Origin of the sequence: Bradyrhizobium arachidis, from assembly GCF_024758505.1 — a bacterium.
Classification (GTDB): domain Bacteria; phylum Pseudomonadota; class Alphaproteobacteria; order Rhizobiales; family Xanthobacteraceae; genus Bradyrhizobium; species Bradyrhizobium manausense_C.
Genome location: NZ_CP077970.1, coordinates 4,527,179 through 4,552,516, shown reverse-complemented (window position 1 = coordinate 4,552,516; position 25,338 = coordinate 4,527,179). Strand labels below are relative to the sequence as shown.

The window sequence follows — 25,338 nt, the reverse complement described above, 5'->3', positions numbered from 1 at the left end:
CCCTCGTCAATTCTCTTCCATCGACCACCAGCGCACCCCCGGAAATCCATCCCGCCTCGTTAACCCCCCGTCCACCATCCGGCCCGCCCCGCCGCCGGTAACCACGACAATTAACAGACCCTCAATTCGCCCCAGACAAGTTTAGCAACGTTTCTTGGGGGAATTTGCCGTGGACATATTGGTGTTCGAGTTCTTGGGTCTGGCGATGCTCGCCATGTGCGTGGTCGTGGTCGCGATGCCCTGCGCCCGCAAGCCGTCGCGGCGGATCCGTTACGAATAGGATTTCGAGGGCGCAATTTCACCGGAATCCGCCGCCGGGACCGGCTTTTGCTTGCGATTCCACTTGAAATGCAAGGCCCGAATTCGCTACGAGGCCCTTGACATATCAGCGCTTTCGGCAGAACGGCTGATACCAAGTGTCATGGGCCGTTCATGGATCTGATTACCACCACCGCTGACCTCGCCGCTGCCTGCAGCCGGCTGGCCCAGCACCCCGTCATCACAGTCGATACCGAGTTCCTGCGCGAGACCACCTACTACCCGCTGCTATGCGTGGTGCAGATGGCGAGCGCCGAGGAGGCCGTGGTCATCGACACCCTGGCCGAGGGCATCGACCTCAAGCCGTTCTTCGAGCTGATGGCCAATGAGAGCGTGCTGAAGGTGTTCCACGCCGCACGCCAGGACATCGAGATCATCTGGCACCAGGCCAACATCATCCCGCACCCGGTGTTCGACACCCAGGTCGCGGCCATGGTGCTCGGCTATGGCGACAGCATCGCCTACGACCAGCTCGTCGAGAAGGTGACGGGCCATCGCCCCGACAAGACCCACCGCTTCACCGACTGGTCGCGCCGGCCGCTGACCAAGGAGCAGATGCACTACGCGGTCTCCGACGTCACCCATTTGCGCGACGTCTTCGCCGCGCTCGATGCCGACCTGAAGAAGCGTCGCCGCAGCGACTGGGTCAGCGTGGAGATGGAGATCCTCACCTCGCCCCGCACCTACGACTTCCACCCCGAGCGCGCTTGGGAACGCCTGAAGACGCGGGTGCGCAAGCCGAAGGATCTCGCCGTCCTGATGGAGGTTGCGGCCTGGCGCGAACAGGAGGCGCAGAGCCGCGACGTGCCGCGCGGCCGCGTGCTGCGCGACGAGGCTGTCAGCGATATCGCCACCCACGCGCCCAATACGGTGGAGAAGCTCGCCCATCTGCGCTCGGTGCCGAAGGGTTTTGAAAAGTCCAAATGGGGCACCGACATCATCGCCGCCGTGCAGCGCGGGCTGGCGCGCGACCTCACCAAGCTGCCGAAGCTGGAGAAGCCGCGCAACAACTCCAACGGTCAGGCGATCGTCGAGCTGTTGAAGGTGCTGCTGCGGATGACGGCCGAGCGCCACGCGGTCGCCAGCAAGGTGATCGCAACCGTCGACGACCTCGAAGCCATCGCCGCCGACGACGAGGCCGACGTCGCCGCGCTGCGTGGCTGGCGCCGCGAGCTGTTCGGCGATGCCGCCCTCAAGCTCAAGCGCGGCGAACTCGCGCTTGCGATCGAGAAAGGCCGCGTGGTCGGGGTGCAGCGGGCGTAGTTGGTCACAACTCCCTCACCGTCATCCTGAGGTGCGAACCATGCGGCGCGCAAGCGCTGCATGGCGAGCCTCGAAGAATGAACGGCCCCCGCTGTGCCAGTCGGGCCGTCGCCCTTCGAGGCTCGCTCGCGGTGCTGCGCACCGCGGCTCGCACCTCCAGCGACAACGGCTGCGCCGTTGCGCGGGGATGACGGCGCAAGAGCTTCGCCCGGAATTACCGCGGTTGCGGAGAGCTTGCCTTACGCCGGCGTGAGCTTCGCCGCCTCCGCCTTGAGATCCTCCAGCATGCCGGCGAGCCCATCGACGAGCTCGTCGATCTGCACCTTGGTGACGATCAGCGGCGGGCAGATCGCGAGCGCGTCAAGCATGTTGCGCGAGATGATGCCGCGCTCCAGCAGCAGCCGACTTGCGACACCGCCAAGGGCGCCTGGCGTTCCGGCCGCGACCTTGCGCGTCTTGTCCAGCACGAGCTCGACGGCGGCAATCAGGCCGATACCGCGGACCTCGCCCACCAGCGGATGGTCGGCGAGCGTGCGCAACCGGTCCTGCATATAGGCGCCGATCTCGGCGGCGTGCGCGACCAGATTGCGCTCCTCGATGATCCTAAGATTCTCGAGCGCGACCGCCGATCCCACCGGATGACCGCCAGCCGTAAAGCCGTGGCCGAGCACGCCGATCTTGTTGCTCTCGTCCGCGATCGGCTCGAACATGCGGTCGTTCATGATGATCGCCGAGAACGGGAAATAGCTCGAGGTGATCTGCTTGGAGACCACGAGCACGTCGGGCCTGATGTTGAAGGTCTCGCAGCCGAACATCTTTCCGGTGCGGCCAAAACCGCAGATGACCTCGTCGGCGACCAGCAGGATGTCGTACTTGTTCAGGACCGCCTGGATCTTCTCCCAATAGGTTGCGGGCGGCACGATGACGCCGCCGGCGCCCATCACGGGCTCGCCGAAGAAGGCGGCGATCGTGTCAGGCCCTTCCTTCTGGATCAGCGCGTCGAGCTCCTCGGCGCGCCGCGTCGCAAAGGCCTCCTCGCTCTCGCCCGCCGCCGCATCCTTGTAGTGATGCGGCGAGCCGGTGTGCAGGATGTTCGGCAGCGGCAGATCGAAGGAGCGGTGGTTGTTCGGCAGGCCGGTGAGGCTCGCCGACGCAATGGTGACGCCGTGATAGCCGCGCAGGCGGCTGATCACCTTCTTGCGCTGCGGCTGGCCCAGCGCGTTCGAGCGATAGGCGATCAGCTTCAGCACGGTGTCGTTGGCCTCCGAGCCGGAGTTGGTGAAGAACACCTTGCTCATCGGCACCGGCGCCATCTTCACGAGCTTCTCGGCGAGATCGATCGAGGGGCCGTGCGAGCGCGAGGCGAAGGTGTGGTAGAACGGCAGCGCCTGCATCTGGCGGTGCGCCGCATCGACCAGCCGCTTCTCGCTGAAGCCGAGCCCGACGCTCCACAGCCCCGCCATCGCCTCGAGATAGCGCTTGCCGGCCGCGTCGAACACGTAAGGCCCCTCGCCGCGCTCGATCACCAGGGGACCCGCCTGCTGGTGGGACCGCGCATTGGTGTAAGCGTGGAGCTGATAGGCGACGTCGCGGGCTTCTTGCGAGTTCGGCTGCATGGTCATTGCGGTATCCCTAAAGCTTGGCAATCGGTCGCGCCGACGAAAGCCCTGTCTGGAGAAAGCGTCGACATCTTGGCTATTGCCACGGGACGCAACTTGCAACGCCATTTCACGGTGCGCAAACGCCGGGCAGCGTTGCATGAAGCCGAAGCTGTATGATCCGGACCCGAAGGGCCGCGGTTGCGCGGAGATCATGCGCAAACAACGAGCCCGAGCGCGATGAACTCATCGCGCTTTAGGCCGCCCCGTCATCGTCGTCGCCGCTATCGGCCTCGACAGCTTCCTTCACCTCGACCAGCGCCATGGACAGAAGATAGACGGTCGTCGCCAGGCCGAGCCGGCGCGCCCTCTCGACGGCGAGCGACAAGTCGCTCGCCAGTTCCGCGAGACGTTGTCCCCGAGACAAGTTTCCCATCCATCCCTGTCGCCGGTCGATTGCCGGCGGCGGTTGCTAGACCGCGATGGCGCCGCTGGTCCTGAGGAGTTCGGCGCTTGCCTGCACACTAGCAAAATTGCCGATCACATTCATCACCGCCTGCTTGTAGGCGGCCGCATCTCCGCTCCCCGGATGCCGGCACGCGACGGCATCGCCGACCACCTGATAACGATGGCTGCGGTGAAAGCCGTCAACGACGGTCGCCAGTACGGTCTCGTCGAGGGAAAAACCCAGCAGCACGCAACGGAAGTTCTTGATGTTCGAGGTGTAATCGACGAAGCGCGCCGAGCTATAGGCCGAGGGCAGCGGATGCTCGAACGTCATCTCCCCCGGCCGCGGCTTCAGGTCGCCGATCCAGTCGGTCAGCTTGGATGCCGGATTGAACCAGGCCGCCTGCGCGATGCGCTTGAGGTGGATCACCGGCCAGAGGTTGTCGCGCCACAGCGTCAACAACTCGAGGCAGCGCGAGGTGGCGGCGTCGCCGTCGAGGATGACGTGGCGACGCCCGGGGGTCAGATATTCGACCTGCAGGTCGGCGCAAACCAGGATCGGCGGATCGTCGTGGAGGGAAACCAGCATCTGCTTGCTTGTGGTTGCACCAATTCTAGCGATCGGCGACGGCCATAGTACGCAATGGCGATGTCACCGCCCTGCCCGCCGAGGCGTCGAGCACGCCCGGCCGGTCCCAGTCGCCTTCGGGCCGGATAATCACGTAAGGATCACTGTCCAGCGTGATGGCGTCGGGCCCAGGCTCGATCTCGAGGACCATCTCCGTGTAGGAGAAATCGGAAAAGGTGATCTTGCGATTATGGCCGAGCGGCTTTGCGCCGAAATGGGCCCAGAAATCGACCAGCCGGTCCTGCGCCTGGCCGTAGATCTTGCGAAAGCCCTTGCGCTTCACATACTCGACGCTCGCCTGCACGAGCTTGAACGACACGCGCGAGCGCCGGTACTGATGGCGCACCGCAAGGCGTTCGACTTTGGCGAACTCGCCGAAGAAGCGCACCCGCAGGCAGCCCGCCGGCTCGTTGCCGACGAAGCCGATGAAATGCGCGGCCACAAGGTCGTTGCCGTCGAACTCCTCGTCGAAGGGACAATCCTGCTCGGCGAGATAGACCGCAGAGCGAATGGCGGTGACCAGCATGAGATCGCTGGGATCTCGCGCAATACGGATGGTGATAGCGCGGGAGTCCGGTTTGGCATGCGGAATTCTAGTGCCGTGCATCTGCAAAACTCCTTGCTGCAAAACTTGAACCCGGCATGCGCACTGGCTGTCGATTCCAGGGCCGCTCGTAACACCACAGGTCGGGCTGGAAGCTCGGGATAGGCGTAAATCCCGTCGCTTTCATGATGTCGCGTCCCGCCGCCGTCGACGGCTGCGCGAAGCAGTCAGCGCTGCGAAATCGCGATTGCCGCAAATGCGCGGCGGCCTTCCCGAGTCCCGCGATGCCGCGGCCGGTGGCTGCGATCGCCCAGATGTAGATCGCCGAAACCTCCTCATCGCCGGAGGCGAGATGGCGCGTATCGGGTTCGGTCAGACAGATCTCGTCGAGCAGCAGCGCGTCGTGGCCGAGGCTGTTGAGGTACAGAAATGCCATGCCGCCGACCAACGAACCATTGCGGCTGAAGCTCAGCAGGCATTGAGGATCGAAGGTGAAATAGCGCGCGAGCTCCGGTTCCCCGATCCGCACGCCCGGCACGAGCCGGTGGGCCATATCCGCCATTGCCGCAAGCTCGGAATATTGCGCACAATGGACATCGATGTCGGGGCTGAGCGGCAGGGCGTCAAATTCATGCCTTGCGGCAAACGGGCCCCTTTCCATACCCATATTGCGCATCTATCGTTTCCCCCATCCCGTTACGGTGGAGAGCTTAGCGGGTAAGGATCAGGAGTATGCAGCAACTATTGCAACGGGGTGCTGCGATGATGCAGCACCGAAGTGAAGAGTCCTTGGATGCTTCCTGGGATGATTTGAAGCTGTTTTTAGCCTGCGCAAAATATAAAAGTTTCCGCAATGCCGCAGAAGAGCTCGGCCTCACCTCGACGACGCTGATGCGCAGGATCGACCGGCTCGAGGAGAGCATCGGTTGCAAGCTTTTCCTGCGTGACCAAAGCGGGCTGACGCTGAGCGACGAAGGCATGGCGATGATTTCCGACGTGTCGCTGATGGAGCGTCACGCCTTCAACGTGTTTCGACGCGCCTCGCGTTCCTCGAACGATACCGCGGGCACGGTCCGCGTCGCGGTGACCGAGGGCCCGGGCAATTTCTGGATCCTGCCGCGCCTGATCGACTTTCAGAAGACCTACCGCAAGATCACCGTCGATTTGCGCTGTGCGATGGAGCAGGCCGACGTCGCGCGGCTGGAGTCCGACATCGCGATCCAGCTCGAGCCGCCGACCAATCCGGATTTGATCGTGGCCAAGCTCGGCAGGCTCCACATCTATCCCTTCGTCTCGAAGGACTACGAAAACCTCCACGGCGTACCGGCAACGCTTGCCGAGTTGAGGAACCATCGCATCGTCAAGCAGAGCGCGCCGCAGGTCGACGACACCGCCTATGCCCGCATTCTCGGACTGAAGTCGCTGGAAGGCATCGTCGGGATCAAGACCAACTCCTCGATCGGCGTGCTCTATGCGGTGGAGCGCGGCGCCGGCATCGGCTTCCTGCCGACGGTGTCGATCGCGCTCGGCGCGCCGCTCGTCGCCGTCGATCTCGGCGTCAGCCATCATGCCGATCTCTGGCTCACCTACCACAAGGAGTTCCGCTCATCCGAGCGGCACAAGATCGTTGTCGAGTGGCTGAAGAAGATCTTTGATCCCAAGACCTATCCCTGCTTCCGCGACGAGTTCATCCATCCGAACGCGCTGGTGCCGATGATGGCAGCGGCGAAAGAAAGCGTCGGCCTGACCGGCTATGTCGCGGCAGCGCCGACCTGAGGGGCCGGGACGCAGCCGCCCTACCATTTGTATTCGAAGCCGACCGTGCCCTGATGCGAGCGGAATTCGCTGCGCAGCTTGGTGTCGTAATTGACATAGAGCCGCGCGGTGTTGGTCAGGCTGAGCGAGGCCGACGCGCCGGCATCCACGCCGTGGCGGCTCTCGCCGATCCCCGGCACCACGATGCTCTGCGCGCCCAGGCTGACCTGGATCGAGCCCAAGTCCTGGTAGAAATTGTCGACGAACTTGCCGTAGGCCGACAGGTCCAAAATCTTCTGATCGAAGATGAAGTAACGCCCCACCTCGGCGCCGATCATCACGCGCGCGCGTGCCAGCGCGGTCGAGCCGACAGCCATGGGGTCGAGGCCGCCGACCTCGTTGAAAGCAGCACTGGTGGCGCGGACATATTCGAGCGCGCCCTTCGGCACGATGCGCGCCTGATCCTGCGTCCAGTAGTAGCTGACCTCGGTGAGCGCGCCGTCGATCGCGGCGTGATAGCGCGCGGTCGCCAGACCAAAGCCGGTGTCGCGGCTGGAGCGAACATTGCCAAAGCCGTGCACGGCCGCGAAGGCCCAGGTCCACGGCCCCTTGTCGATCGAGCCGTTGAAGCCGATCTGCGTCAAATCGAGGGTTGCCGATTGCAGCGCGAGCGGCACGTCGACATCGGTTCGGCTCTGATCGATGGAGAAGCCGATATTGACACCCGGCGCGAGCCGCGCGCCAAAGCCCGCCACCCCTCCAAAAGTCTTGCGCTTGTCGCCGACGAAGTCGCCCTGCGCGTCGGTGCGGGCGGAGATCCCGTAGCCTTCGAACCAGGTTCGATAGCGTGGTGCTTCCGTCTCCGACGAGGCGCCACCGCCGCCGGGATTGTTGCGCATCGTGCGGTTGAACCCGTTGGAGGCCTGGTTGCCGAGCCGCTCCAGGAAGTTGGAGCCAAGGTCGAGCGTGGTGCTGCCGATCGAACGCTCGTAGTTGGTCGCCGTCGGTGACGGGGTTGGGATCGGGGTCGGCGACGGCGTTGGTGTCGGCGTCGGGCTCGGAGACGGCGAAGGGCTCTGCGCGAGGGCGGGCCCGGCCCCGAGTGCGACGGCGAACCCAACGGCGAGCACGAGCGCAGCCGCGACCCGGCGGAGCCGGCCCAGCCTGATCATCCGCCCTGTTCCCAACGGCTGCGCACTGCGCATGACGACACAATCCCGACGCTCATGACGGCGCGAAAAACCATGACGATCCGCGCCGTGCGAGGCGATTTGCGCTCAACTGGCACAGGGGGTCAATCGGTTGAACTCCCGCCGACGCGGCGATTGCGATGGGTTGTGCTTCCGCTGCCACAGGGGGCGAACGGAAACCGCGCTCACTGCGCGTCGGTCACCACCGGCGAGATCAGAAAATTCTCCGAGGCCCCGCTTCCCGCCGTCTTGCAGACGTCGCCCTCGATTCGCACCTTGCCTTGCGCGAGCAGCCGCAACGCTTCGGGATAGATGCGATGCTCGACCTCGAGGATGCGCTCCGACAGCGTGTCCGGCGTGTCGTTGTCGCCGACGGGCACCGCGCCCTGCATCACGATCGGGCCGGCATCGGTCTCGGGAATCACGAAATGCACCGTCGCGCCGGACAGTTTGACGCCGGCGCGCAAGGCTTGGCCGTGCGGGTCGAGGCCGGGGAAGGACGGCAGGAGCGAGGGATGGATGTTGAGCATTCTTCCGTACCAGGCCTGCACGAACTCGGCCGTGAACAGCCGCATGAAACCGCCGAGGCAGATCAGCTCGATGCCGTGCCGATCGAGCGCGCCTTGCAGCACCGCCTCGAAACCGGCGCGGTCCTTGCCGAACGGCTTGCTCTCGATCACCAGCGTCTTGACGCCGCCGGCCCTCGCCCGCTCCAGACCGGGCGCATCGGCCTTGTTGGAGATGACCAGCGAAATCTCGGCCGGAAAATCCGGCGCTGCCGCGGCCTTGATCAGCGCGGCCATGTTGGAGCCTCGGCCGGAGATCAAAATGGCGACGCGGCGCTTCATGGGTCCTACAGCGCCAGGTCGAGGTTGCCGTGATAGACGACGCGATGCTCACCCTCGGCCGGGATCACCTTGCCGAGCACGGCAACGCCCTCGCCGGCATCCTCGAAGATCTTAACGACGTTTTCGACGGCGTCGGGTTCGACGATCGCGATCATGCCGATGCCGCAGTTGAAGGTGCGCAGCATTTCGAGCTCGGCGATGCCGCCTTGCGCCGCCAGCCATTTGAACACCGGCAGCACCGGCAGGTTTGCCAGATCAATGCCGACGCCAAGATGTTTTGGCAGCACGCGCGGAATGTTGTCGGTAAAGCCGCCGCCGGTGATGTGGGCGAGGCCCTTCACCGCCCCGGTCTCGCGGATCGCGCGCAGGCAGGATTTGACGTAGAGCTTTGTCGGCGCCAGCAGCGCCCCGCCGAGCGTCATGACCGGCGAGAACGGCGCCTGCGCCCCGAAGCCGAGGCCGGACTGTTCGACGATCTTGCGCACCAGCGAGAAGCCGTTGGAATGGACACCCGACGAGGCGAGCCCGATCACGGCGTCGCCCGCGGCGATATCCTTGCGCGGCAGCAGCGTGCCGCGCTCGGCGGCCCCGACCGCAAAGCCCGCAAGGTCGTAGTCGCCGTCCTGGTAGAGGCCGGGCATCTCGGCGGTCTCGCCGCCGATCAGGGCGCAGCCGGATTCGCGGCAGCCTTCGGCAACGCCGGCGACGATCGCCGCGGCCGCTTCGGGATCGAGTTTCCCACAGGCAAAATAATCCAGGAAGAACAGCGGCTCGGCGCCCTGCACCACGAGGTCGTTGACGCTCATGGCCACGAGGTCGATGCCGATCCCGCCATGCAGGCCGGTTTCGATGGCGATCTTGACCTTGGTTCCAACGCCGTCAGTCGCAGCCACCAGGACGGGATCCCTGAATCCGGCCGCCTTGAGGTCGAACAGGCCCCCGAATCCGCCGATTTCGGCGTCGGCGCCGGCCCGCGCGGTGGCGCGCACCATCGGCTTGATCAGGTCGACGAGGCGATTGCCCGCATCGATATCGACGCCTGAATCGGCGTAGGTGAGGCCGTTTTTGCGGTCGGTCATGCCCGATTTCCAGTGGGGTTGCGGCTGGTTACGTCGATTTCAGGGGATGCGCAATGGCTCGCAAGGCGCCGAGCGCTGTACTATGTAGATAACAGCCGGTTCAGCCTCCAGAGCACCGGATTCGAGGTCAGACCGGGTGCCGGGAAGCGCCGCGTGAGTATTCCGAACATCATTACCCTGGGCCGCATCATGCTGGTCCCGATCATCGTCTGGGCCATCGTTTCCAGCCAAATGGAGATTGCGTTCGCGGTATTCCTGATCGCCGGGGTCAGCGACGCTATCGACGGCTTCCTGGCCAAGCGCTTCAACATGACGAGCGAGCTTGGCGCCCTGCTCGACCCGCTGGCCGACAAGGCGCTGCTGGTGTCGATCTACATGGCGCTGGGAATCTGGGGCGCGATCCCGCGCTGGATCGTGATCCTGGTGGTGTCGCGCGACATCATGATCGTCGCGGCCGTGATCGTGTCCTGGCTGTTCGACCGGCCGGTCGCGATGAAGCCGTCGATGGTGTCGAAGCTCAACACGGTTGCCCAGGTCGCCTTCGCGGCACTGGTGCTTGCGGCGCTCGCCTTCGGCTTCAAGCCCGGACCTTATGATATGATCCTGATGGGCTTCGTGACGGTCTTCACGCTCTCCTCGGTGTCGCTCTACCTCGTCGAGTGGCTGCGGCACATGAGCGCGATCGAGGCCAAATAGGCATCCGGCAAAGAGAACGGAGCGGCCCCGCAAAAGGCCAACTCGTCAGGCGTAACGCCTGACGGCAATCGAACAGGGCCGGTTGGACCCGGCATGGAGCAAGCAAAGCGTGGCAGGCCGCGTTCATCCCCGTCAATTGGCCTTCGCTCTCCCGCATGCGGAGAGCCTGAGCCGGGACAATTTTCTGGAAGGCCCTGCCAACGCCGCCGGTCTCGCGCTCATCGATAGCTGGCCGGAATGGCCGAACCGGATCATGTGGCTGGCGGGACCGGAAGGCTCCGGCAAAAGCCACCTCGCCGCCATCTGGGCCGACGAGGCCGGCGCCCGCTCCACCACCGCCAATGCGCTGACGCCCGCGACCGTGCCGGGCGCGCTCGCCACCGGCGCGCTGGTCGTGGAGGATTTGAAGGCCAAGGAGTTTGACGAGCGCGCGCTGTTCCACCTTCTCAACCTCGCGCGCGAGGACGGCGCCTATGTCCTGCTGACGGGCCGCGAGGTGCCGGTCACCCTCGACATCGAATTGCGCGACCTGCGCTCGCGCTTGCGCGCTGTGCCTGCGGTCGCGCTGTTGCCACCCGACGACCAGTTGTTCCGCGCCCTGATCGTCAAATTCTGCGCCGACCGGCAGTTGAGCGTCGATGAGAGCGTCGTGAGCTACCTCGCCACCCGCCTGGAGCGCTCCCAGGCCGCCGCTCGCCAAGCGGTTGAGCTTCTGGACAGCGAGGCCCTGCGGCAGGGCCGTCCTGTGACCCGGGCGCTGGCCGTCGAGCTGCTCCGGAACGTTTGATCCGCCGGACCGTCGTCCCCGTCGCGAGGCGCTTGACGCCGCGGGCGCGCGGAACCTCAATGTCATCGAAACGTCATCGCGCTAACACATGCTCCTCGCCGGTTTTGCGCATAAGACGCAAAATAGGTGCAAGACGATGGATCGACTTCTCATGGACTCCGCGCAAGCCGTTGAATTAAAAGAAAAAGAACACGTCGAGCCGGGCGCCCCGGCAATCGCCAAGAGCCCCGAACGGTTCATCAATCGCGAGCTCTCCTGGCTGCATTTCAATCGCCGCGTGCTGGAGGAATCGGTCAATGGCAGCCATCCCGTGCTGGAGCGGGTGCGATTCCTGTCGATTTCGGCAAATAACCTTGATGAGTTCTTCATGGTCCGCGTGGCCGGCATCAAGGCTCAGGTCCGCGAAGGTATCGCCGAGCGCAGCCCCGACGGCCTGACCCCGTCCGAGCAGCTCGCACTGATCAACCGCACCGTCTCCCAGCTTGCGAGCGACCAGCAGGCGATCTGGGGCGATCTGCGCGGCACGCTGGCTGAGGTCGGCATCGTGCTGGTGGACGGCAAGGACATCACCAAGGCGGAGCGCACCTGGGTCGAGGAATACTTCCTCCGCAACGTCTTTCCGCTGCTGACCCCGCTCGCGATCGACCCCGCCCATCCCTTCCCGTTCATCCCGAGTCTCGGCTTCACCATCGCGCTCCAGCTCACCCGCGCCGCCGACGGCAAGGCGATGAACGCGCTCATCCGAATGCCCGGCAAGATCGACCGCTTCATCCGCATGCCGGCGGAAGGCACGGTCCGGCTGATCTCGCTGGAGCAGGCCACCAGCCTGTTCATCAATCGCCTGTTCCCCGGCTACACCGTCCGCGGCCAGGGCACGTTCCGCATCATCCGCGACTCCGAGCTCGAAATCGAGGAAGAGGCCGAGGACCTCGTCCGGCTGTTCGAGACCGCGCTGAAGCGCCGCCGCCGCGGCTCGGTGATCCGGCTCGAGATCGACGCCAAGATGCCGGAGGAGCTGCGTAACTTCGTGCAACACGCGCTATCCGCTGCCGACGACGAGGTGTTCCAGGTCGACGGCGTGCTTGCCATGAACGAGCTGTCGCAGCTCACGCGGCTCGATCGCCCCGATCTCGAATTCACCCCTTACGTGCCACGTCACCCCGAGCGCGTGCGCGAGCATGGTGGCGACATCTTTGCCGCGATCCGCCAGAAGGACCTGGTTGTCCACCATCCCTACGAATCCTTCGACGTCGTGGTGCAGTTCCTGCAGCAGGCGACACGCGACCCCGACGTCGTCGCCATCAAGCAGACGCTCTATCGCACCTCCAACAACTCGCCGGTCGTGCGTGCCCTGGTGGAGGCCGCGGAAGCCGGCAAGTCGGTCACCGCGCTGATCGAACTGAAGGCGCGCTTCGACGAAGAGGCCAATATCCGCTGGGCCCGCGACCTCGAACGCGCCGGCGTTCAGGTCGTCTACGGCTTCCTCGAATTGAAGACGCACGCAAAGCTCTCGATGGTGGTGCGCCGCGAGGGCGGCAGCCTCACCACCTATGTCCATACCGGCACCGGCAATTACCACCCCGTCACCGCGCGCATCTACACCGACCTCTCCTACTTCACCTCGGATCCGACGATCGGCCGCGACGCTGCCCGCGTCTTCAACTTCATCACCGGCTATGCGGCGCCGAGCGACCTCGAAAAGATGGCGGTGTCGCCGCTGACGCTGCGCAAGCGCATCATCGAGCACATCCAGGGCGAGACCGCGCATGCGAAGCATGGCCGGCCCGGCGCGGTCTGGATGAAGATGAATGCGCTCGTCGATCCCGACATCATCGATGCGCTCTACGAGGCCTCGCAGGCCGGTGTCCAGGTCGAGCTCGTGGTCCGCGGTATCTGTTGTCTGCGGCCGGGCATTCCCGGCCTGTCGGAGAACATCCGCGTCAAATCGATCATCGGCCGCTTCCTCGAGCACGGCCGCATCTATTGCTTCGGCATGGGCCAGGGCCTGCCGGGCGCGAAAGCGGCTGTGTATATCTCGTCAGCCGACATGATGCCGCGGAACCTCGACCGCCGCGTCGAGGTGCTGTGTCCGCTGCAAAATCCCACGGTGCATCAGCAGGTTCTCGAACAGATCATGGTCGCGAATCTCAAGGACAATGAGCAGAGTTGGCAATTGTTGCCGGACGGGTCCTCAACGCGTATGAAGGCCGCGAAGGGCGAAGAGCCGTTCAACGTGCACAATTACTTCATGACGAATCCGAGTCTGTCTGGCCGTGGAAAGTCGCTCAAGGAATCCTCTCCGCGCCGCCTTACGCGCCGGACCGAACGTCATCAATCCTGATCGGGGATTGTTGTGACACGGCCGCGCAAACGCGGCGCGAGCGTCGCGGTCGTCGACATCGGTTCCAACTCGGTGCGTCTCGTGGTCTACGAGGCGCTCGCGCGCAGCCTGATTCCGATCTTCAACGAAAAGACGCTGTGCGGTCTGGGCCGCGAGGTGCAGAGCACCGGCCTGCTCGCGCCCGACGCCGTGGACAAGGCGCTGACCTCGCTCAGGCGTTTCAACGCGCTGATTCGGGTGATGCAGGTCGGCCGCGTCTACGCGATCGCGACCGCCGCCTGCCGCGACGCGTCGAACGGTCCGGACTTCATCGCGAAGGCGGAGCGCATCTGCCGCGTGAAGATCGAGATCCTGTCCGGTCCGCGCGAGGCGCGGCTGTCGGCGCTCGGCGTGATCTCGGGCATCCATCACCCGGACGGCATCGTCGGCGATCTCGGCGGTGGCTCGCTGGAGCTGATCGAGGTGCACAGGAATAGCGTCCGCAGCGGCGTGACGCTGCCGCTCGGTGGCCTCGCCCTGCAGGACCTCGCACACAAATCGCTCAAGCGTGCCGACCGGATCGTTCGCGAGGAATTCGCTGACGTGGCGCAGCTCAAGGCAGGCCACGGGCGCACCTTCTACGCGGTCGGCGGCACCTGGCGCGCGCTCGCCCGCATCCACATCATCCAGAGCGGCTATCCGCTCCAGGTCATGCACGGCTATTCGATTGCGGCCGCCGAGGCGCTCGACTTCGCGCGACGCCTGCGGCGGCTGGCGGCGAGCAACATGCTCGCCGATATCGAGGTCGTCGCCGACGCTCGCCGCCCGCTCCTCACCTATGCCGCGCTGGTGCTCGAGCACATCATCCGGGTGGCGAAGCCGAAGACGATCGTGTTCTCGACCTTCGGCGTGCGCGAGGGGCTGTTGCACGAGAGGCTGTCGGAGGCCGAGCGCGCCAAGGACGGCCTGATCTGCGCCGCGGAGGAGTTGAACCAGCTCCTGTCGCGCTCGGCGCGCCACGCCCGCGAGCTGATTGAATGGACCGACCGCTTCGCGCGCGTCGTGAAATTGCGCGAGACCGAGGAGGACCGCCGGCTGCGCCACACCGCCTGCCTGCTCTCCGATATCGGCTGGCGCGTGCATCCCGACCACCGCGGCGAGCAGACCTTGAGCCTCGTGGTCAACGGCAATTTTGGCGCGATCAGCCATGAGGGCCGCGCCTTCGTCGGCTTGTCGGTGTTCTATCGCTATGCCGGCCTCAGCGAGGAAAACCAGCCGCCGCAGACGATGCAGGATCTGCTGACGCCGGCCCAGCTGGAACGCGCGCGGCTATTGGGAGCCATGTTCCGCGTCGCGCATCTGATCTCGGCGGCGCGGCCGGGCGTGCTGCCCGCCACACATTTCCGCAGCCAGGGCCGCAAGCTGATGCTGGTGTTCGAGCACCGGCTCGGCGATCTCGTCGCCGACCGCGTCGGCGGCCGCTTCAAGCAGCTCGCGCGCCTGATCGGCCGCGCCGGCTCGATCGTGCGGCGCTAGTCTCCCGCTTCTGGCCGGAAACAGCTGAAATAGCGTTGACAGTACCGATGGATCCGAGAAGTTCGTCTCTTCGTTTTCGGGCCGCTTGGTGCTCGGCGATGGCAGTACTCATATCGGCTTGAGGATGGGGTCACCCCGGTCGCGCGCGAAGACGAGCACTCCGTTCGCAGGAATATCCATCGTCGCGGAATTCGGCTGATCTCCGAGCGGGGGCCCGTCAGAAACGATGCCCGCGGAATTGCCGGCGACATTCGTGTTGAGGCCACCTCCTGCCGGCATGCTGTCATAAGCCTCGGTGTTAAATACTTCAAACCAGTACCCACCCACGGGAAACGGCAGCTGGTAGCCGTGTTGCGTCCTTTCGTTGAACGATGCGACCACGACCACATCGCGCCCAATGTCTTCACCCAGCGCTGAATAGCGATGACGCGATTCAGATTATGGACATAAAACGGATTGCATCCTTCCGCCCGCAATGCCGGATGAGACCTTCGAAGCCAGCAGAGCTCCTGCATAAAGCGCAGAAAATCGCGCATGTTGGCGTCCGTCTTGACACCGTCCCAGTAGATGAAAAGGTCGCTTCGCGCGGGATTGTTGTGCCAGGGTTTGTCCTCCAAAAACTCCTGTCCCATGAAAAGCATGGGAATCCCGGGAGCTGTCAGCAGCAACGTAGAAGCGGCGCGTGAGCGGCTTCTGGCGTACCAGCACCGCCGGTCAGGCTCGCAGGCAAGCGCAACGTTCCGGGCCTCTGTCTGGCCCGGGTTTTCGCGATCCGCGTCCACGATGTCATGGTTTTCCAGATGCACCACGGTCTTCCACCTAGCCGGGAAGTTGGGCTGAAGCCGAACGGCATCCCGCACCGGATCGAGGTTCAGGGAGGCTGATGCCCCCTGCGCCGCGCTGGCGAGAACCGAACGAATGGCGCGACGCAGACCATCGCCCCAGGCCGCGTCAAATCCCAGACCATTCGCTTGAACCGGTAGCGCTCGGTCCCAGTTCCAGTATTCGGCGATCTGCACGGCGTCCGGCCGGCGGTATCGCAGCGTCGATGTGATATCGCGGCAGAACTGTTGGCCGCCGTTTTGCGCCGTGACGGTGACCTCGTCATAACGCAAACCATCGAGGTGGAAGTCGTCCAGATACATGGTTGCGTTGTCGATGAGAAAGGCTCGAACCTCATCCACCGCGCAATCGAAAATCCTTCCGCCGGCCCATCCACCGCCCGCGACGAAATAATTGTCCCGATCCCACCATTCGCGATTCCAGGGACGATCGAAAAACCGCATGCTTTGAGGGTCGAAAGGACCCCCAGCGTGGTTATAGACGACGTCACCGATCACGGCGAGACCGTAGATGTGGCAGAGATCGACCAGAGCCTTTAGTTGGTCTCGCTGGTCCCGCAGATCGTCGGTGCTTAGCGGGGGCCTGCCCTTCGCATGCAGCATCGCGTTGATCCGCGGCAGGTACGAACCAAGATTTGCGGGTGGAACGCAATAGTCCATCTCGGGCGAGAAGAAATCCGTATTGTTGTAGCCGCGGCTGGTCTCGCCTTGCCACTCCGCGACCGGCAGAGGCTGTATTGCGTTGACGCCAAGCGAAGCGAGATATTCGATACGACGTCGAGGAACTTGCTGACGCGATTGGCACGGATGTCGACGCCGTCGCGCTCGGCAAAAAACACGCCGATGTGGAATTGGTAGATGATCAAGTCGTTGAACCGGGGCGCGACAAACGCCTCGTCATGCCAGGGATAATCCCGTGGCTTGACGATCCTGCAGTTGCAGTCCGGATAATGTTCGAGCGCCAATTCGGCTGCCCGGGGATCACGCTTGTATCCTTCGCCTGACGGCCCCTTGATCCAGTACCTGTACTCCCAGTCGTGCCCTACGCCCGCAAAGAACCCCGACCAGAAGCCGGAAGCATCTCGCGCAAGCATGTTCGTTCCATCTGCCTGCCAAGAGGCGGGCGGCGAGACGGCTGGATCAACCAGCGCCACATGAACTGCTTCGGCTGTCGGCGCCCAAACGCGGAAATGCGTTCCACCGTTCCTCACGGTGGCACCCATTGGGATATCCGCAGGAGGTGGAGTCACCCTTCGTCGCTCCATTGGGGTGATCAAATCTGTTGCAGGGTGCTGACACTTGCAAGTTGAAACTTTTCGCGCTTGAGAGCATGACGGGTCTGTTGGGAATGATGCGGAACGCAAATCTGAACTGCCTTCCCGAAGGGCCAGGTATCCCTCTCAAGTCTCTGTTTTTGAAGCTTTTCGATATGGGTTCGCCCTCGCCTCCAGAGCGTCATCCGGAAGGCTGCGTAGCGGCAGTCCGCCGCGACGAGTTCAGGCAACTATCTGAAGCGCGATGACGACTGCTGTTTTCGTCGTTCAGATCGGTTGGGCTCGGGCCACCAGCCCCTACTCAGCAGAAGCTTTGGCGTGACGCTCGGAGGATTCCAGCGCCGCCAGACTGAGGCTGCGCCGACGCCAGATGTAGCCGACCACCAGCACCACGATCACGCCGAGCAAGGCGCACAGGTACTCCGCACCCGCCCCGCCATGGCCAAACTGCGGCGGAATGCGCAGCACACCCAAAGCCGAATCCAGCGAAGCGCCGAGAGAACCGTCGAACAGGGCATGCAGCGTCGGCTCGACGCCCGGATCGGTCGCGATCACCTCGCCCGCAATCCAGCCGAGCAGCGCAGCACCCGCCCAGACCAGCACCGGCAGTTTCGCCAGCAGCGCCATGATCAGCGCGGCACCGGCCACGATCAGCGGCACGCTGATGGCAAGGCCGAGGACCAGCAGCGGCACGCTGCCGTTCGCAGCGGCAGCCACCGCGATCACGTTGTCCAGGCTCATGACGATGTCGGCGACGACGACGATCTGTATCGCCTGCCAGAGATGCGAAGCCGACTCGACGTCGTCCTCGTCCTCGTTTTCCGGCACCAGGAGTTTTGCGGCGATCACGATCAGTGCGAGGCCGCCGACCAGCTTGAGGTACGGCAGCGCCATCAGGCTCGCGACGATGCCGGTGAAGATGATGCGCAGCAGGACTGCGGCGCCGGCGCCGAAGATCATGCCCCACAGCCGGTGCCGCGGCTTGAGACCGCGGCACGCCAGTGCGATCACCAGCGCGTTGTCGCCGGACAACAGGATGTTGATCCAGATGATCTTGCCGACCGCGACCCAGAACGTCGGCTCGGCCATTTCATTGCGAAACTGGGTGAAGAACGCCCCGATCGTAGCGGGATCGAAGATCTGCCAAAGCCAGCTCACAATGCTTCCTTTCGTCCCCTAAAACGTGCGCTGCGGGATCAGCCGACGATCTCGTTGCCGGAGAAGAACTGCGCGATCTCGATCGCGGCAGTCTCCGGCGCATCGGAACCGTGCGCCGAATTCTCGCCGATCGACTTGGCGTAGAGCTTGCGGATGGTGCCGTCGGCCGCCTTGGACGGATCGGTCGCTCCCATCGCGTCGCGGTACTTGGCGATGGCGCCCTCGGCTTCCAACACCTGCACGACCACCGGGCCCGAGGTCATGAACTCGACGAGCTCACCGAAGAACGGGCGCGCCTTGTGCACGGCATAGAAGGTTTCGGCCTGCTCCTTGGTCATGCGGATGCGCTTCTGGGCGACGATGCGCAGACCCGCCTTTTCGATCACGGCGTTGACCGCGCCGGTCAGGTTGCGTGCGGTCGCGTCGGGCTTGATGATCGAGAAGGTGCGTTCAATCGCCATGATCTTGTCCTTGAGAATAGCGCTGGGGAGGAGTTGCCGGGCTTATATCGGCGCCGTCAGCGAACGGCAAGCGACCCCAAAACGGGTCCCACAGACGTATCGCCGCGGGCCAACGGGGCGTGGAATTACAATAATTTCACGCAGATGAACCAAATCTGCAGGCTCCGTCAGGGTTCGGTTCAGTGTCCCGGGCCTAAGGTTTGGGCCATCGAAACGCAATTCTCCCCTCAAGGAGGCGTTTCGGCGGCCATTCCATCGACGCGATAGCCCCGCGCCGGCAGTTTTGAGGAGAACACCATGTTCAGGAAACTTTCGCTTGCTGCGATCGCCGCGGTGTCGCTGGGTGCCGCCGCGCTCGCGCCTACGGCCGCTTCGGCCCATTGGCACGGTGGCTGGTACGGGCATGGGCATGGCGGCGGCTGGGGCGCACCGCGCTTCTATGTCGGCGGCCCCGTCTCCTACGGTTATGGCGGCTGCTATGTCCGCCGGCTGGTTCCAACCCCCTGGGGACCGCGCTGGCGCATGATCAACCGCTGCTACTGAGCCCGTCAGCACCTTCCAAGAGTGACGACCAGAACAGGCCCCGGCACGCCCCGCTGGGGCCTCGTTTTTGGGCACGTCAGGGAATCCATACAATCTTTGCGAGAATGCAGAGCAGCCCTCCGTTGGGGGCGAAACTATTTCGTATTCAGGGACTTGATAGGGAGATTACAACCGAACCCTTGGAACCCCGTCATGCCTGGACGCTTCGCCAGTAACAGCGAACAAATCGACCGGCGGACCAGCCGATCGATTTGCGATGCCGTGGGCGAACGGCTGCAGCAGAGTCTGCGGCCCGAACCGCGGCTGACCTCGCATCTGGAGCACCTCCTCAACGAGCTCCGGAAGCGCGACCGGGACGGCGATCGCAACAACTAAAACGGTTGCGTTTGCGCGTCCTTGCGGTGACAAGGCCGCATGCTGTCCATCACCGACCTTTCGGTCCGGCTCGCCGGACGCCTTCTGATCGACCAGAGTTCCGTGCAGATCGCGCCCGGTTCGCGTGTCGGCCTCGTCGGCCGCAACGGCACCGGCAAGTCGACCCTGTTCAAGGTGATCCGCGGCGAGCTCGCTGCCGAATCCGGCAGCGTGACGCTGCCGCCGCGCTGGAGGGTCGGCAGCCTCGCGCAGGAAGCCCCTGATGGTCCCGAGAGCCTCATTGCGGTGGTGCTGAAAGCCGATCTCGAGCGCGACGCGCTGCTGCGCGAAGCCGAGACCGCGCACGATCCGCACCGCATCGCCGAGATCCAGACCCGCCTCGTCGACATCGACGCGCATTCGGCGCCTAGTCGCGCGGCTGCGATTCTCAGCGGCCTCGGCTTCTCCGCGAGCGACCAGGCGCGGCCCTGCTCGGAATTTTCCGGCGGCTGGCGCATGCGCGTGGCGCTCGCGGCGACGCTGTTCGCGGCCCCCGATCTGTTGCTGCTCGACGAGCCCACCAACTATCTCGACCTCGAAGGCACGCTGTGGCTGGAGGATCACCTCGCCCATTATCCACGCACCGTGATCGTGGTCAGCCACGACCGCGACCTGCTGGAAAGCTCGGTCGACCAGATCCTGCATCTGGAGCGCGGCAAGCTCACGCTCTATCGCGGCACCTACTCCTCGTTCGAGGAGCAACGCGCCGCGCGCGAGGTGCTCGACGCCAAGCAGGTCAAGCGTCAGGAAGCCGAGCGCGCGCGTCTGCAGGCTTTTGTCGACCGCTTCAAGGCGAAGGCGTCGAAAGCCCGCCAGGCCCAGTCGCGCGTCAAGATGCTGGAACGGCTGAAACCGATCACCGCGCTGGTGACCGACGAGGTGCACGAGATCAGCTTCCCGCCGCCGGAGAAGACGCTGTCGCCGCCGATCATCGCCGTCGACAATGCCACGGTCGGCTACGATGCGGCCAGCCCGGTGCTGAGCCGCGTCACCCTGCGCATCGACGACGACGACCGCATCGCACTGTTAGGGGCAAACGGCAACGGCAAGTCGACGCTGGTCAAGCTGCTGGCGGGACGTCTCGCGCCGTTCTCGGGCAGGGTCACGCGCGCCGACAAATTGTCGATCGCCTACTTTGCGCAGCACCAGCTCGACGAGTTGAACGTCGACGCCTCCGCCTATGATCACGTCCGCAAGCTGATGGGCGAAGCGCCGGAATCGAAGATCCGCGCCCGCGCCGGCGCGATCGGCTTTTCCGGCAAGGCGGCCGACACGCCGGCCGGCAAATTGTCTGGTGGCGAGAAGGCGCGCCTGCTGCTGGGCCTCGCGACGTTCTTCGGCCCCAACATGATCATTCTGGACGAGCCGACCAACCATCTCGATATCGACAGCCGCGCGGCACTTGCCGAGGCCATCAACGACTTTCCCGGCGCCGTCATCATGGTCTCGCACGACCGCTATCTGATCGAAGCCTGCGCCGAGCGGCTCTGGCTCGTCGCCGATCGCACCGTGACCAATTACGACGGCGATCTCGACGATTACCGTCGCGTGGTCCTGTCGGCCCGCGGCATGGAGGCGAGTCCGCGCGAACGCAGCAACGGCGGCGACAAGCCCCAGCGCAACAAGATGGACGGCCGCGGTCCGCTGAAGAAGCGTATTGCCGAGGCCGAGTCCGAGATCGCGCGCATCACCGAGATCATCGCCAAGATCGACACCGCGCTCTCCCTGCCCGACATTTTTACGCGCGACCCCAAGCAGGCGGCGCAATTGTCCAAGGCGCGCGCCAATGCCGCCGACGCGCTCACGCGCGCCGAGGAACAATGGCTCGAGGCAAGCGCGCAGTTCGATGAGGCGGCGTCGACGGCGTGACCGTTATCGAGAGCCCTCGATCACTTGTCCCGCTCCGACTTCAATCGCGCCATCAGGCGCGACAGCATCCCGCGTCTTGCTCCGCGTTCCGCCCGCAGGCGTGTGAGCTCCTGGTAGTGGACGTGATTCCAGTGGCCGGCATGATCACGATCGCGCCGCAACGCCGCCCAGCGCTGAATATGATCCGGCTCGAGCCGGTTTGACCACACGGGCCGGAACTGGTGCCGCTCGAACATGCGATCGAGCCAGCTTCCGCGCGGCGGCGCGATGGTCTTGGGTATTCCGGCTCGCCGCCACATCTCGTTCCAGAGATGGACGAACGTCGATGCCGACGTGCGCCGCTCGATCTCCTCGCAGGCGTCGGGAAGCAAAACTTTTTCGAATTCCTCCGGCCCTATCGCGTAAGCGACATCTCGCGCCGTGGGCCGGAGATGCGGCGCGAATTGCGGTTGCAGCTCGGTCAGCAATTTCGGACCAACCTCGCCCCACCGTGCATCGGCGCGCCTGGCCTCGGTGCGCTCCCGGCACGCCCCCATGAGGGGATCGCCAGCCGGGAAACGCAACACGGCGGTGTTGATTTCGTCCTCCGTCTGATGCGCGGCAAAACTGTCCGTCACGGGCAGCGCCGTGCCGACGAACATCACGTCCGCGTCGACCCACCAGCCGCCGACCTTTTCGAGAAGCGCGTAGCGAAAATGGTTGGAATGAAGCGACGGACTCGGCCCGTCGAATTCATGCTGATAGAACGAGACATCGTCGTCGATGATCTCGCGGGCATCTCTCAGAACGACCCCGTCCGGCAGCTCGGGGATCGGATGGTCCGCAAACAATTCAACGCGAATTCCCGCGGTCACGAATGTGAGCAGACAGAGCGCTTCGTATGGGGAAAACGGCCCGTGCCAAAAGGTGCGGACGACAGGCTTCAACTCGGGTCCGGAAGATTGCCCGTCAACCGTGTCCATGAATGACGTCAACGTCTATGCTGGACCAGAATCGCTTGCGGGGTGATGGCTCGCTCATGCGCATACGCCAGCTCCCTCGCCCGCTTCAGCCCGTCTGCTTCTTCTTCGGCTTGGGCTTGGCCCTCGGCGCGGCCGGCTGCTCCGGCGTGCCCTCGATCGAGGACAGGCGGCCCGAAGTGAAGGTGTAGATGCCGGCACGCGGGCCAGTCATCCAGGTGACCACGGCTACGCGCCGGCCGCCTGCATCATTGGAGAGGTTGACGCTGGAGGGCGCACCGATGCCGCGCACCACATCACATTCGGTGTGACCGAGCGCGACCGTGCCGCCTGACGGCGCCGGCGCGCTCGACGCATTGGCGTCGGCCGGTGCGCCCGGCGGCACCATGCCGGGACAGGCACCATCAGCGCTGACGAGATCGTCGGCCGTCACCGGCTTTTCCGGCGTCAGCGGCGGGGCGTCGATCGAGATGTTCTTGATGAACAGCCGGGTCGGCTTGTTGAACCATTCGGCATCCTTCGACAGCAGGTCGGAGCCGCCGGCGCAGCCTGCAAGAAGCGGCGCAACGGCAGCCAACGCCAGGATCAGCGTCGAGGGAAGCTTTTGATGTCGCACGATAAACTCAGATCCCCGCTTAAGGTCCAGCCCTAACCAATTGTCCCAACATTCCTTTGCGGCACGACCGTGGCTCTTTGGCTAGGTTCGCCCGAAAAGTCCAAATTATCATTAATTGCTGGCGCTGCTAATTCCCTCGCACTAGTCCTTGCGCTGCCAGCGGCCGCGCTCGTCGGCCTGCCAATAGGTGACCTCAAATCCCCGCGTCTTGCAATCCGTCCAGGCGGTGCGCGCCAGGGCCAGGGCATCGGGGTCGTCGCCGTTGAACAGCAGCACCATGCGCTCATAGCTCTGCGAATCCTGCGGCAGCGCAGCGTTGTCGATCAGGAACCGCACATTGGCGCCGTTGGGATTATCCTCCTCGATCGCGAGCAGGATCGGCTGGTCCGCCGCGTCGCCGACCCGCCATGTCGCGTGAGGCAGGAAGGAATCGTCGCGATAGGTCCACAGATGCGCGTCGAGCGCATCGGCGCGTTCAGGCGAGGTCGACTGCACGACGACGCGCCAGCCGCGCTCGAGCGACTTCTCGAGCAGCGGCGGCAGCACGTTCTCCACCGACATGTTTTGCAGATGATAGAACAGGACTTCGGTCATTAGAGCATGATCCGGAAAAGCGTGCAGCGGTTTTTCATGCTCAAACAAAGACCTAAAGCGCGACGACGATTCATCCAAATCTCATCGCGCTTTAGCCTTCGTAATGGTCGGCGACCAGCCGATCGAGCAGGCGCACACCATAGCCCGATCCCCAGCTCTGGTTGATATCGGTTTTCGGCGCGCCCATCGCGGTGCCTGCAATGTCCAGATGCGCCCAGGGCGTGTCGTCGACGAAACGTTGCAGGAACTGCGCGGCCGTGATCGAGCCGCCGTGACGCCCGCCGGTGTTCTTCATGTCGGCGAACTGGGAATCGATCAGCTTGTCGTATTCGGGGCCGAGCGGCATGCGCCAGACCTTTTCGCCGCTCTCCTGCCCGGCCTTCGACAGCCGCTCGGCGAGTTCATCATTGTTGGAGAACATGCCGGCGTGCTCGGTGCCGAGCGCGACCATGATCGCGCCGGTGAGCGTGGCGAGATCCACCATGAATTTCGGCTTCACCTTCTTGGCCACGTACCAGAGCACGTCGGCGAGCACGAGGCGGCCCTCCGCGTCGGTGTTGATGATCTCGATGGTCTGGCCCGACATCGAGGTGACGATGTCGCCGGGACGCTGCGCGTTGCCGTCGGGCATGTTCTCGACGAGGCCGATGGCGCCGACCGCGTTGACGTTGGCTTTGCGTGCTGCGAGCGCATGCATCAGGCCGACGACGCAGGCCGCCCCGCCCATGTCGCCCTTCATGTCCTCCATGCTGCCGGCCGGCTTGATCGAAATGCCGCCGGTGTCGAAGCAGACGCCCTTGCCGACGAAGGCAACGGGGGCTGTGCCCTTCTTGCCGCCGTTCCAGCGCATGATCACGGTGCGGCTCGGCCGCGCAGAACCCTGGCCGACGCCGAGCAGCGCGCCCATGCCGAGCTTGTGCATCGCCTTGACGTCGAGCACCTCGACCGCGACGCCGAGCTTGCGCAACTGGCTCGCGCGCCGCGCGAACTCCTCGGGGTAAAGCACGTTCGGCGGCTCGTTGACGAGGTCGCGCGCGATAATCACGCCGTCGACGACGTGACCTGCGGGCGCAAAGGCCTTTTTCGCGGCGGCGACGTCGGCGACCGCCAGCGAGACGTCGGCGCGCAAGGCGCCCTCCTCGCCGTCCTTCTTCTTGGTCTTGTAGCGATCGAACTTGTAGGCGCGCAGCCGCAGGCCGGAGCCGATCGCGACCAGTTGCTCGCCGGTCATGGCGCCATCGGGCCGTTCGGCCATGATGGTCATGCCGCCATTGCCGGCCCCAAGCTTGCCGGCCGCGACGCCGCCGAATTTGAGGAAATCGTTGATCTTGAGCGCGGCAGCCTTGCCGGTGCCGATCACGATCAGGCGGGAGGCCTTCAATCCCTCCGGCGCCAGGATGTCGAGGGCGGCGCCGCTTTTGCCCTTGAACTGGCTCGCCGCGGCCGCCCGTTTGACGAGATCGGTCGCCGCTCCCAGCGCCTTCGATGTCGCAGGGCCGAACTTCAGACCATCGTCACAAAACGCCACCAGAATACCCCGCGGGGCGGCCGAAAACGGGACGAAGCCGACCTTGACGGCGTCGGACATGGATAACTCCT

General features: G+C 64.5%; 25 protein-coding genes. 9 read left to right on the top strand and 16 right to left on the bottom strand.

Annotation, left to right across the window (positions count from 1 at the left end):
* Nucleotides 1–432 precede the first annotated feature (432 nt).
* On the top strand, nt 433–1,581 hold the full coding sequence (gene rnd / locus KUF59_RS20955) for a ribonuclease D (protein ID WP_212459450.1): 1,149 nt from the start codon (nt 433–435) through the stop codon (nt 1,579–1,581).
* Between the two features lie 239 nt (nt 1,582–1,820).
* On the opposite strand, the gene KUF59_RS20950 is transcribed toward rnd, so the two are convergent.
* The 5 genes from KUF59_RS20950 to KUF59_RS20930 form a co-directional block, all read right to left on the bottom strand.
* A complete protein-coding gene (locus tag KUF59_RS20950) occupies nt 1,821–3,203 on the bottom strand; it encodes an aspartate aminotransferase family protein (RefSeq protein WP_212459449.1) in 1,383 nt (460 codons plus the stop codon).
* A gap of 232 nt (nt 3,204–3,435) precedes the next feature.
* Complete coding sequence (locus tag KUF59_RS20945) at nt 3,436–3,615, bottom strand: hypothetical protein (protein ID WP_258770106.1); 180 nt, start codon at nt 3,613–3,615, stop codon at nt 3,436–3,438.
* Nucleotides 3,616–3,651: 36 nt separating this feature from the next.
* Complete coding sequence (locus KUF59_RS20940) at nt 3,652–4,215, bottom strand: isochorismatase family protein (RefSeq protein WP_212459447.1); 564 nt, start codon at nt 4,213–4,215, stop codon at nt 3,652–3,654.
* A gap of 25 nt (nt 4,216–4,240) precedes the next feature.
* Complete coding sequence (locus KUF59_RS20935; RefSeq protein ID WP_212459446.1) at nt 4,241–4,861, bottom strand: GNAT family N-acetyltransferase; 621 nt, start codon at nt 4,859–4,861, stop codon at nt 4,241–4,243.
* Nucleotides 4,848–5,465, bottom strand: coding sequence for a hypothetical protein (locus KUF59_RS20930; RefSeq protein ID WP_212459636.1), 618 nt, complete (start codon nt 5,463–5,465; stop codon nt 4,848–4,850). Before KUF59_RS20930 ends, KUF59_RS20935 begins: the two co-directional genes overlap by 14 nt.
* A 65-nt stretch (nt 5,466–5,530) precedes the next feature.
* Between KUF59_RS20930 and KUF59_RS20925 the strand changes: the two genes are divergently transcribed.
* The gene (locus KUF59_RS20925; protein ID WP_212459445.1) at nt 5,531–6,574 is read left to right on the top strand and encodes a LysR family transcriptional regulator; all 1,044 of its coding nucleotides are present in this window, start codon (nt 5,531–5,533) and stop codon (nt 6,572–6,574) included.
* Between the two features lie 20 nt (nt 6,575–6,594).
* Here KUF59_RS20925 and KUF59_RS20920 read toward each other — a convergent pair whose 3' ends face one another.
* From KUF59_RS20920 to purM, 3 genes are all read right to left on the bottom strand, one after another.
* Nucleotides 6,595–7,725, bottom strand: a complete 1,131-nt coding sequence (locus KUF59_RS20920; protein ID WP_249140434.1) for an autotransporter outer membrane beta-barrel domain-containing protein — start codon at nt 7,723–7,725, stop codon at nt 6,595–6,597.
* 203 nt (nt 7,726–7,928) lie between these two features.
* Nucleotides 7,929–8,591, bottom strand: a complete 663-nt coding sequence (purN, locus tag KUF59_RS20915; RefSeq protein WP_212459443.1) for a phosphoribosylglycinamide formyltransferase — start codon at nt 8,589–8,591, stop codon at nt 7,929–7,931.
* A 5-nt stretch (nt 8,592–8,596) separates the two neighbouring features.
* Nucleotides 8,597–9,670 (bottom strand): phosphoribosylformylglycinamidine cyclo-ligase, encoded by a 1,074-nt coding sequence (gene purM, locus KUF59_RS20910; protein WP_212459442.1) that lies wholly within the window; start codon nt 9,668–9,670, stop codon nt 8,597–8,599.
* Between the two features lie 153 nt (nt 9,671–9,823).
* Here purM and KUF59_RS20905 point away from each other — a divergent pair, with 153 nt between their 5' ends.
* The 4 genes from KUF59_RS20905 (at nt 9,824) to ppx (ending at nt 15,009) form a co-directional block, all read left to right on the top strand.
* Nucleotides 9,824–10,366: a CDP-alcohol phosphatidyltransferase family protein gene (locus KUF59_RS20905; protein ID WP_212459441.1), complete on the top strand. Its 543-nt coding sequence runs from the start codon at nt 9,824–9,826 to the stop codon at nt 10,364–10,366.
* Nucleotides 10,367–10,475: 109 nt separating this feature from the next.
* Nucleotides 10,476–11,153 carry a P-loop NTPase family protein gene (locus KUF59_RS20900; protein ID WP_212459440.1) on the top strand — a complete coding sequence of 226 codons (678 nt, stop codon included), beginning with the start codon at nt 10,476–10,478 and terminating at the stop codon, nt 11,151–11,153.
* Between the two features lie 151 nt (nt 11,154–11,304).
* A complete protein-coding gene (locus tag KUF59_RS20895; RefSeq protein ID WP_212459635.1) occupies nt 11,305–13,494 on the top strand; it encodes an RNA degradosome polyphosphate kinase in 2,190 nt (729 codons plus the stop codon).
* 12 nt (nt 13,495–13,506) lie between these two features.
* Nucleotides 13,507–15,009 (top strand): exopolyphosphatase, encoded by a 1,503-nt coding sequence (ppx, locus tag KUF59_RS20890; protein ID WP_212459439.1) that lies wholly within the window; start codon nt 13,507–13,509, stop codon nt 15,007–15,009.
* On the opposite strand, the gene KUF59_RS44535 is transcribed toward ppx, so the two are convergent.
* The 4 genes from KUF59_RS44535 to ndk all read right to left on the bottom strand — a co-directional run bounded on the left by KUF59_RS44535 (nt 15,006) and on the right by ndk (nt 18,744).
* Complete coding sequence (locus tag KUF59_RS44535) at nt 15,006–16,454, bottom strand: alpha-amylase family protein (RefSeq protein ID WP_464165364.1); 1,449 nt, start codon at nt 16,452–16,454, stop codon at nt 15,006–15,008. The two genes, ppx and KUF59_RS44535, sit on opposite strands and share 4 nt — an antisense overlap.
* Complete coding sequence (locus KUF59_RS20875) at nt 16,424–17,074, bottom strand: hypothetical protein (protein WP_249140431.1); 651 nt, start codon at nt 17,072–17,074, stop codon at nt 16,424–16,426. Before KUF59_RS20875 ends, KUF59_RS44535 begins: the two co-directional genes overlap by 31 nt.
* A gap of 348 nt (nt 17,075–17,422) precedes the next feature.
* Nucleotides 17,423–18,283, bottom strand: a complete 861-nt coding sequence (locus tag KUF59_RS20870) for a TerC family protein (RefSeq protein ID WP_212459438.1) — start codon at nt 18,281–18,283, stop codon at nt 17,423–17,425.
* A 38-nt stretch (nt 18,284–18,321) separates the two neighbouring features.
* Entirely contained in the window at nt 18,322–18,744 is a 423-nt protein-coding gene (gene ndk / locus KUF59_RS20865) for a nucleoside-diphosphate kinase (protein WP_027535388.1), read from the bottom strand.
* A gap of 297 nt (nt 18,745–19,041) precedes the next feature.
* Here ndk and KUF59_RS20860 point away from each other — a divergent pair, with 297 nt between their 5' ends.
* From KUF59_RS20860 to KUF59_RS20850, 3 genes are all read left to right on the top strand, one after another.
* The gene (locus tag KUF59_RS20860) at nt 19,042–19,287 is read left to right on the top strand and encodes a sulfur globule protein precursor (protein WP_212459437.1); all 246 of its coding nucleotides are present in this window, start codon (nt 19,042–19,044) and stop codon (nt 19,285–19,287) included.
* A 192-nt stretch (nt 19,288–19,479) separates the two neighbouring features.
* On the top strand, nt 19,480–19,662 hold the full coding sequence (locus tag KUF59_RS20855) for a hypothetical protein (protein ID WP_212459436.1): 183 nt from the start codon (nt 19,480–19,482) through the stop codon (nt 19,660–19,662).
* Nucleotides 19,663–19,701: 39 nt separating this feature from the next.
* Nucleotides 19,702–21,570 carry an ABC-F family ATP-binding cassette domain-containing protein gene (locus tag KUF59_RS20850; protein ID WP_212459435.1) on the top strand — a complete coding sequence of 623 codons (1,869 nt, stop codon included), beginning with the start codon at nt 19,702–19,704 and terminating at the stop codon, nt 21,568–21,570.
* Between the two features lie 20 nt (nt 21,571–21,590).
* Here the strand turns inward: KUF59_RS20850 and KUF59_RS20845 are convergent, their stop codons facing one another.
* The 4 genes from KUF59_RS20845 to KUF59_RS20830 all read right to left on the bottom strand — a co-directional run bounded on the left by KUF59_RS20845 (nt 21,591) and on the right by KUF59_RS20830 (nt 25,327).
* Nucleotides 21,591–22,532, bottom strand: a complete 942-nt coding sequence (locus KUF59_RS20845) for a hypothetical protein (protein ID WP_212459434.1) — start codon at nt 22,530–22,532, stop codon at nt 21,591–21,593.
* An 85-nt stretch (nt 22,533–22,617) separates the two neighbouring features.
* Complete coding sequence (locus KUF59_RS20840) at nt 22,618–23,106, bottom strand: hypothetical protein (protein ID WP_212459634.1); 489 nt, start codon at nt 23,104–23,106, stop codon at nt 22,618–22,620.
* A 180-nt stretch (nt 23,107–23,286) separates the two neighbouring features.
* Nucleotides 23,287–23,739 (bottom strand): DNA polymerase III subunit chi, encoded by a 453-nt coding sequence (locus KUF59_RS20835; protein WP_212459433.1) that lies wholly within the window; start codon nt 23,737–23,739, stop codon nt 23,287–23,289.
* 91 nt (nt 23,740–23,830) lie between these two features.
* On the bottom strand, nt 23,831–25,327 hold the full coding sequence (locus tag KUF59_RS20830; protein ID WP_212459432.1) for a leucyl aminopeptidase: 1,497 nt from the start codon (nt 25,325–25,327) through the stop codon (nt 23,831–23,833).
* Nucleotides 25,328–25,338 lie beyond the last annotated feature (11 nt).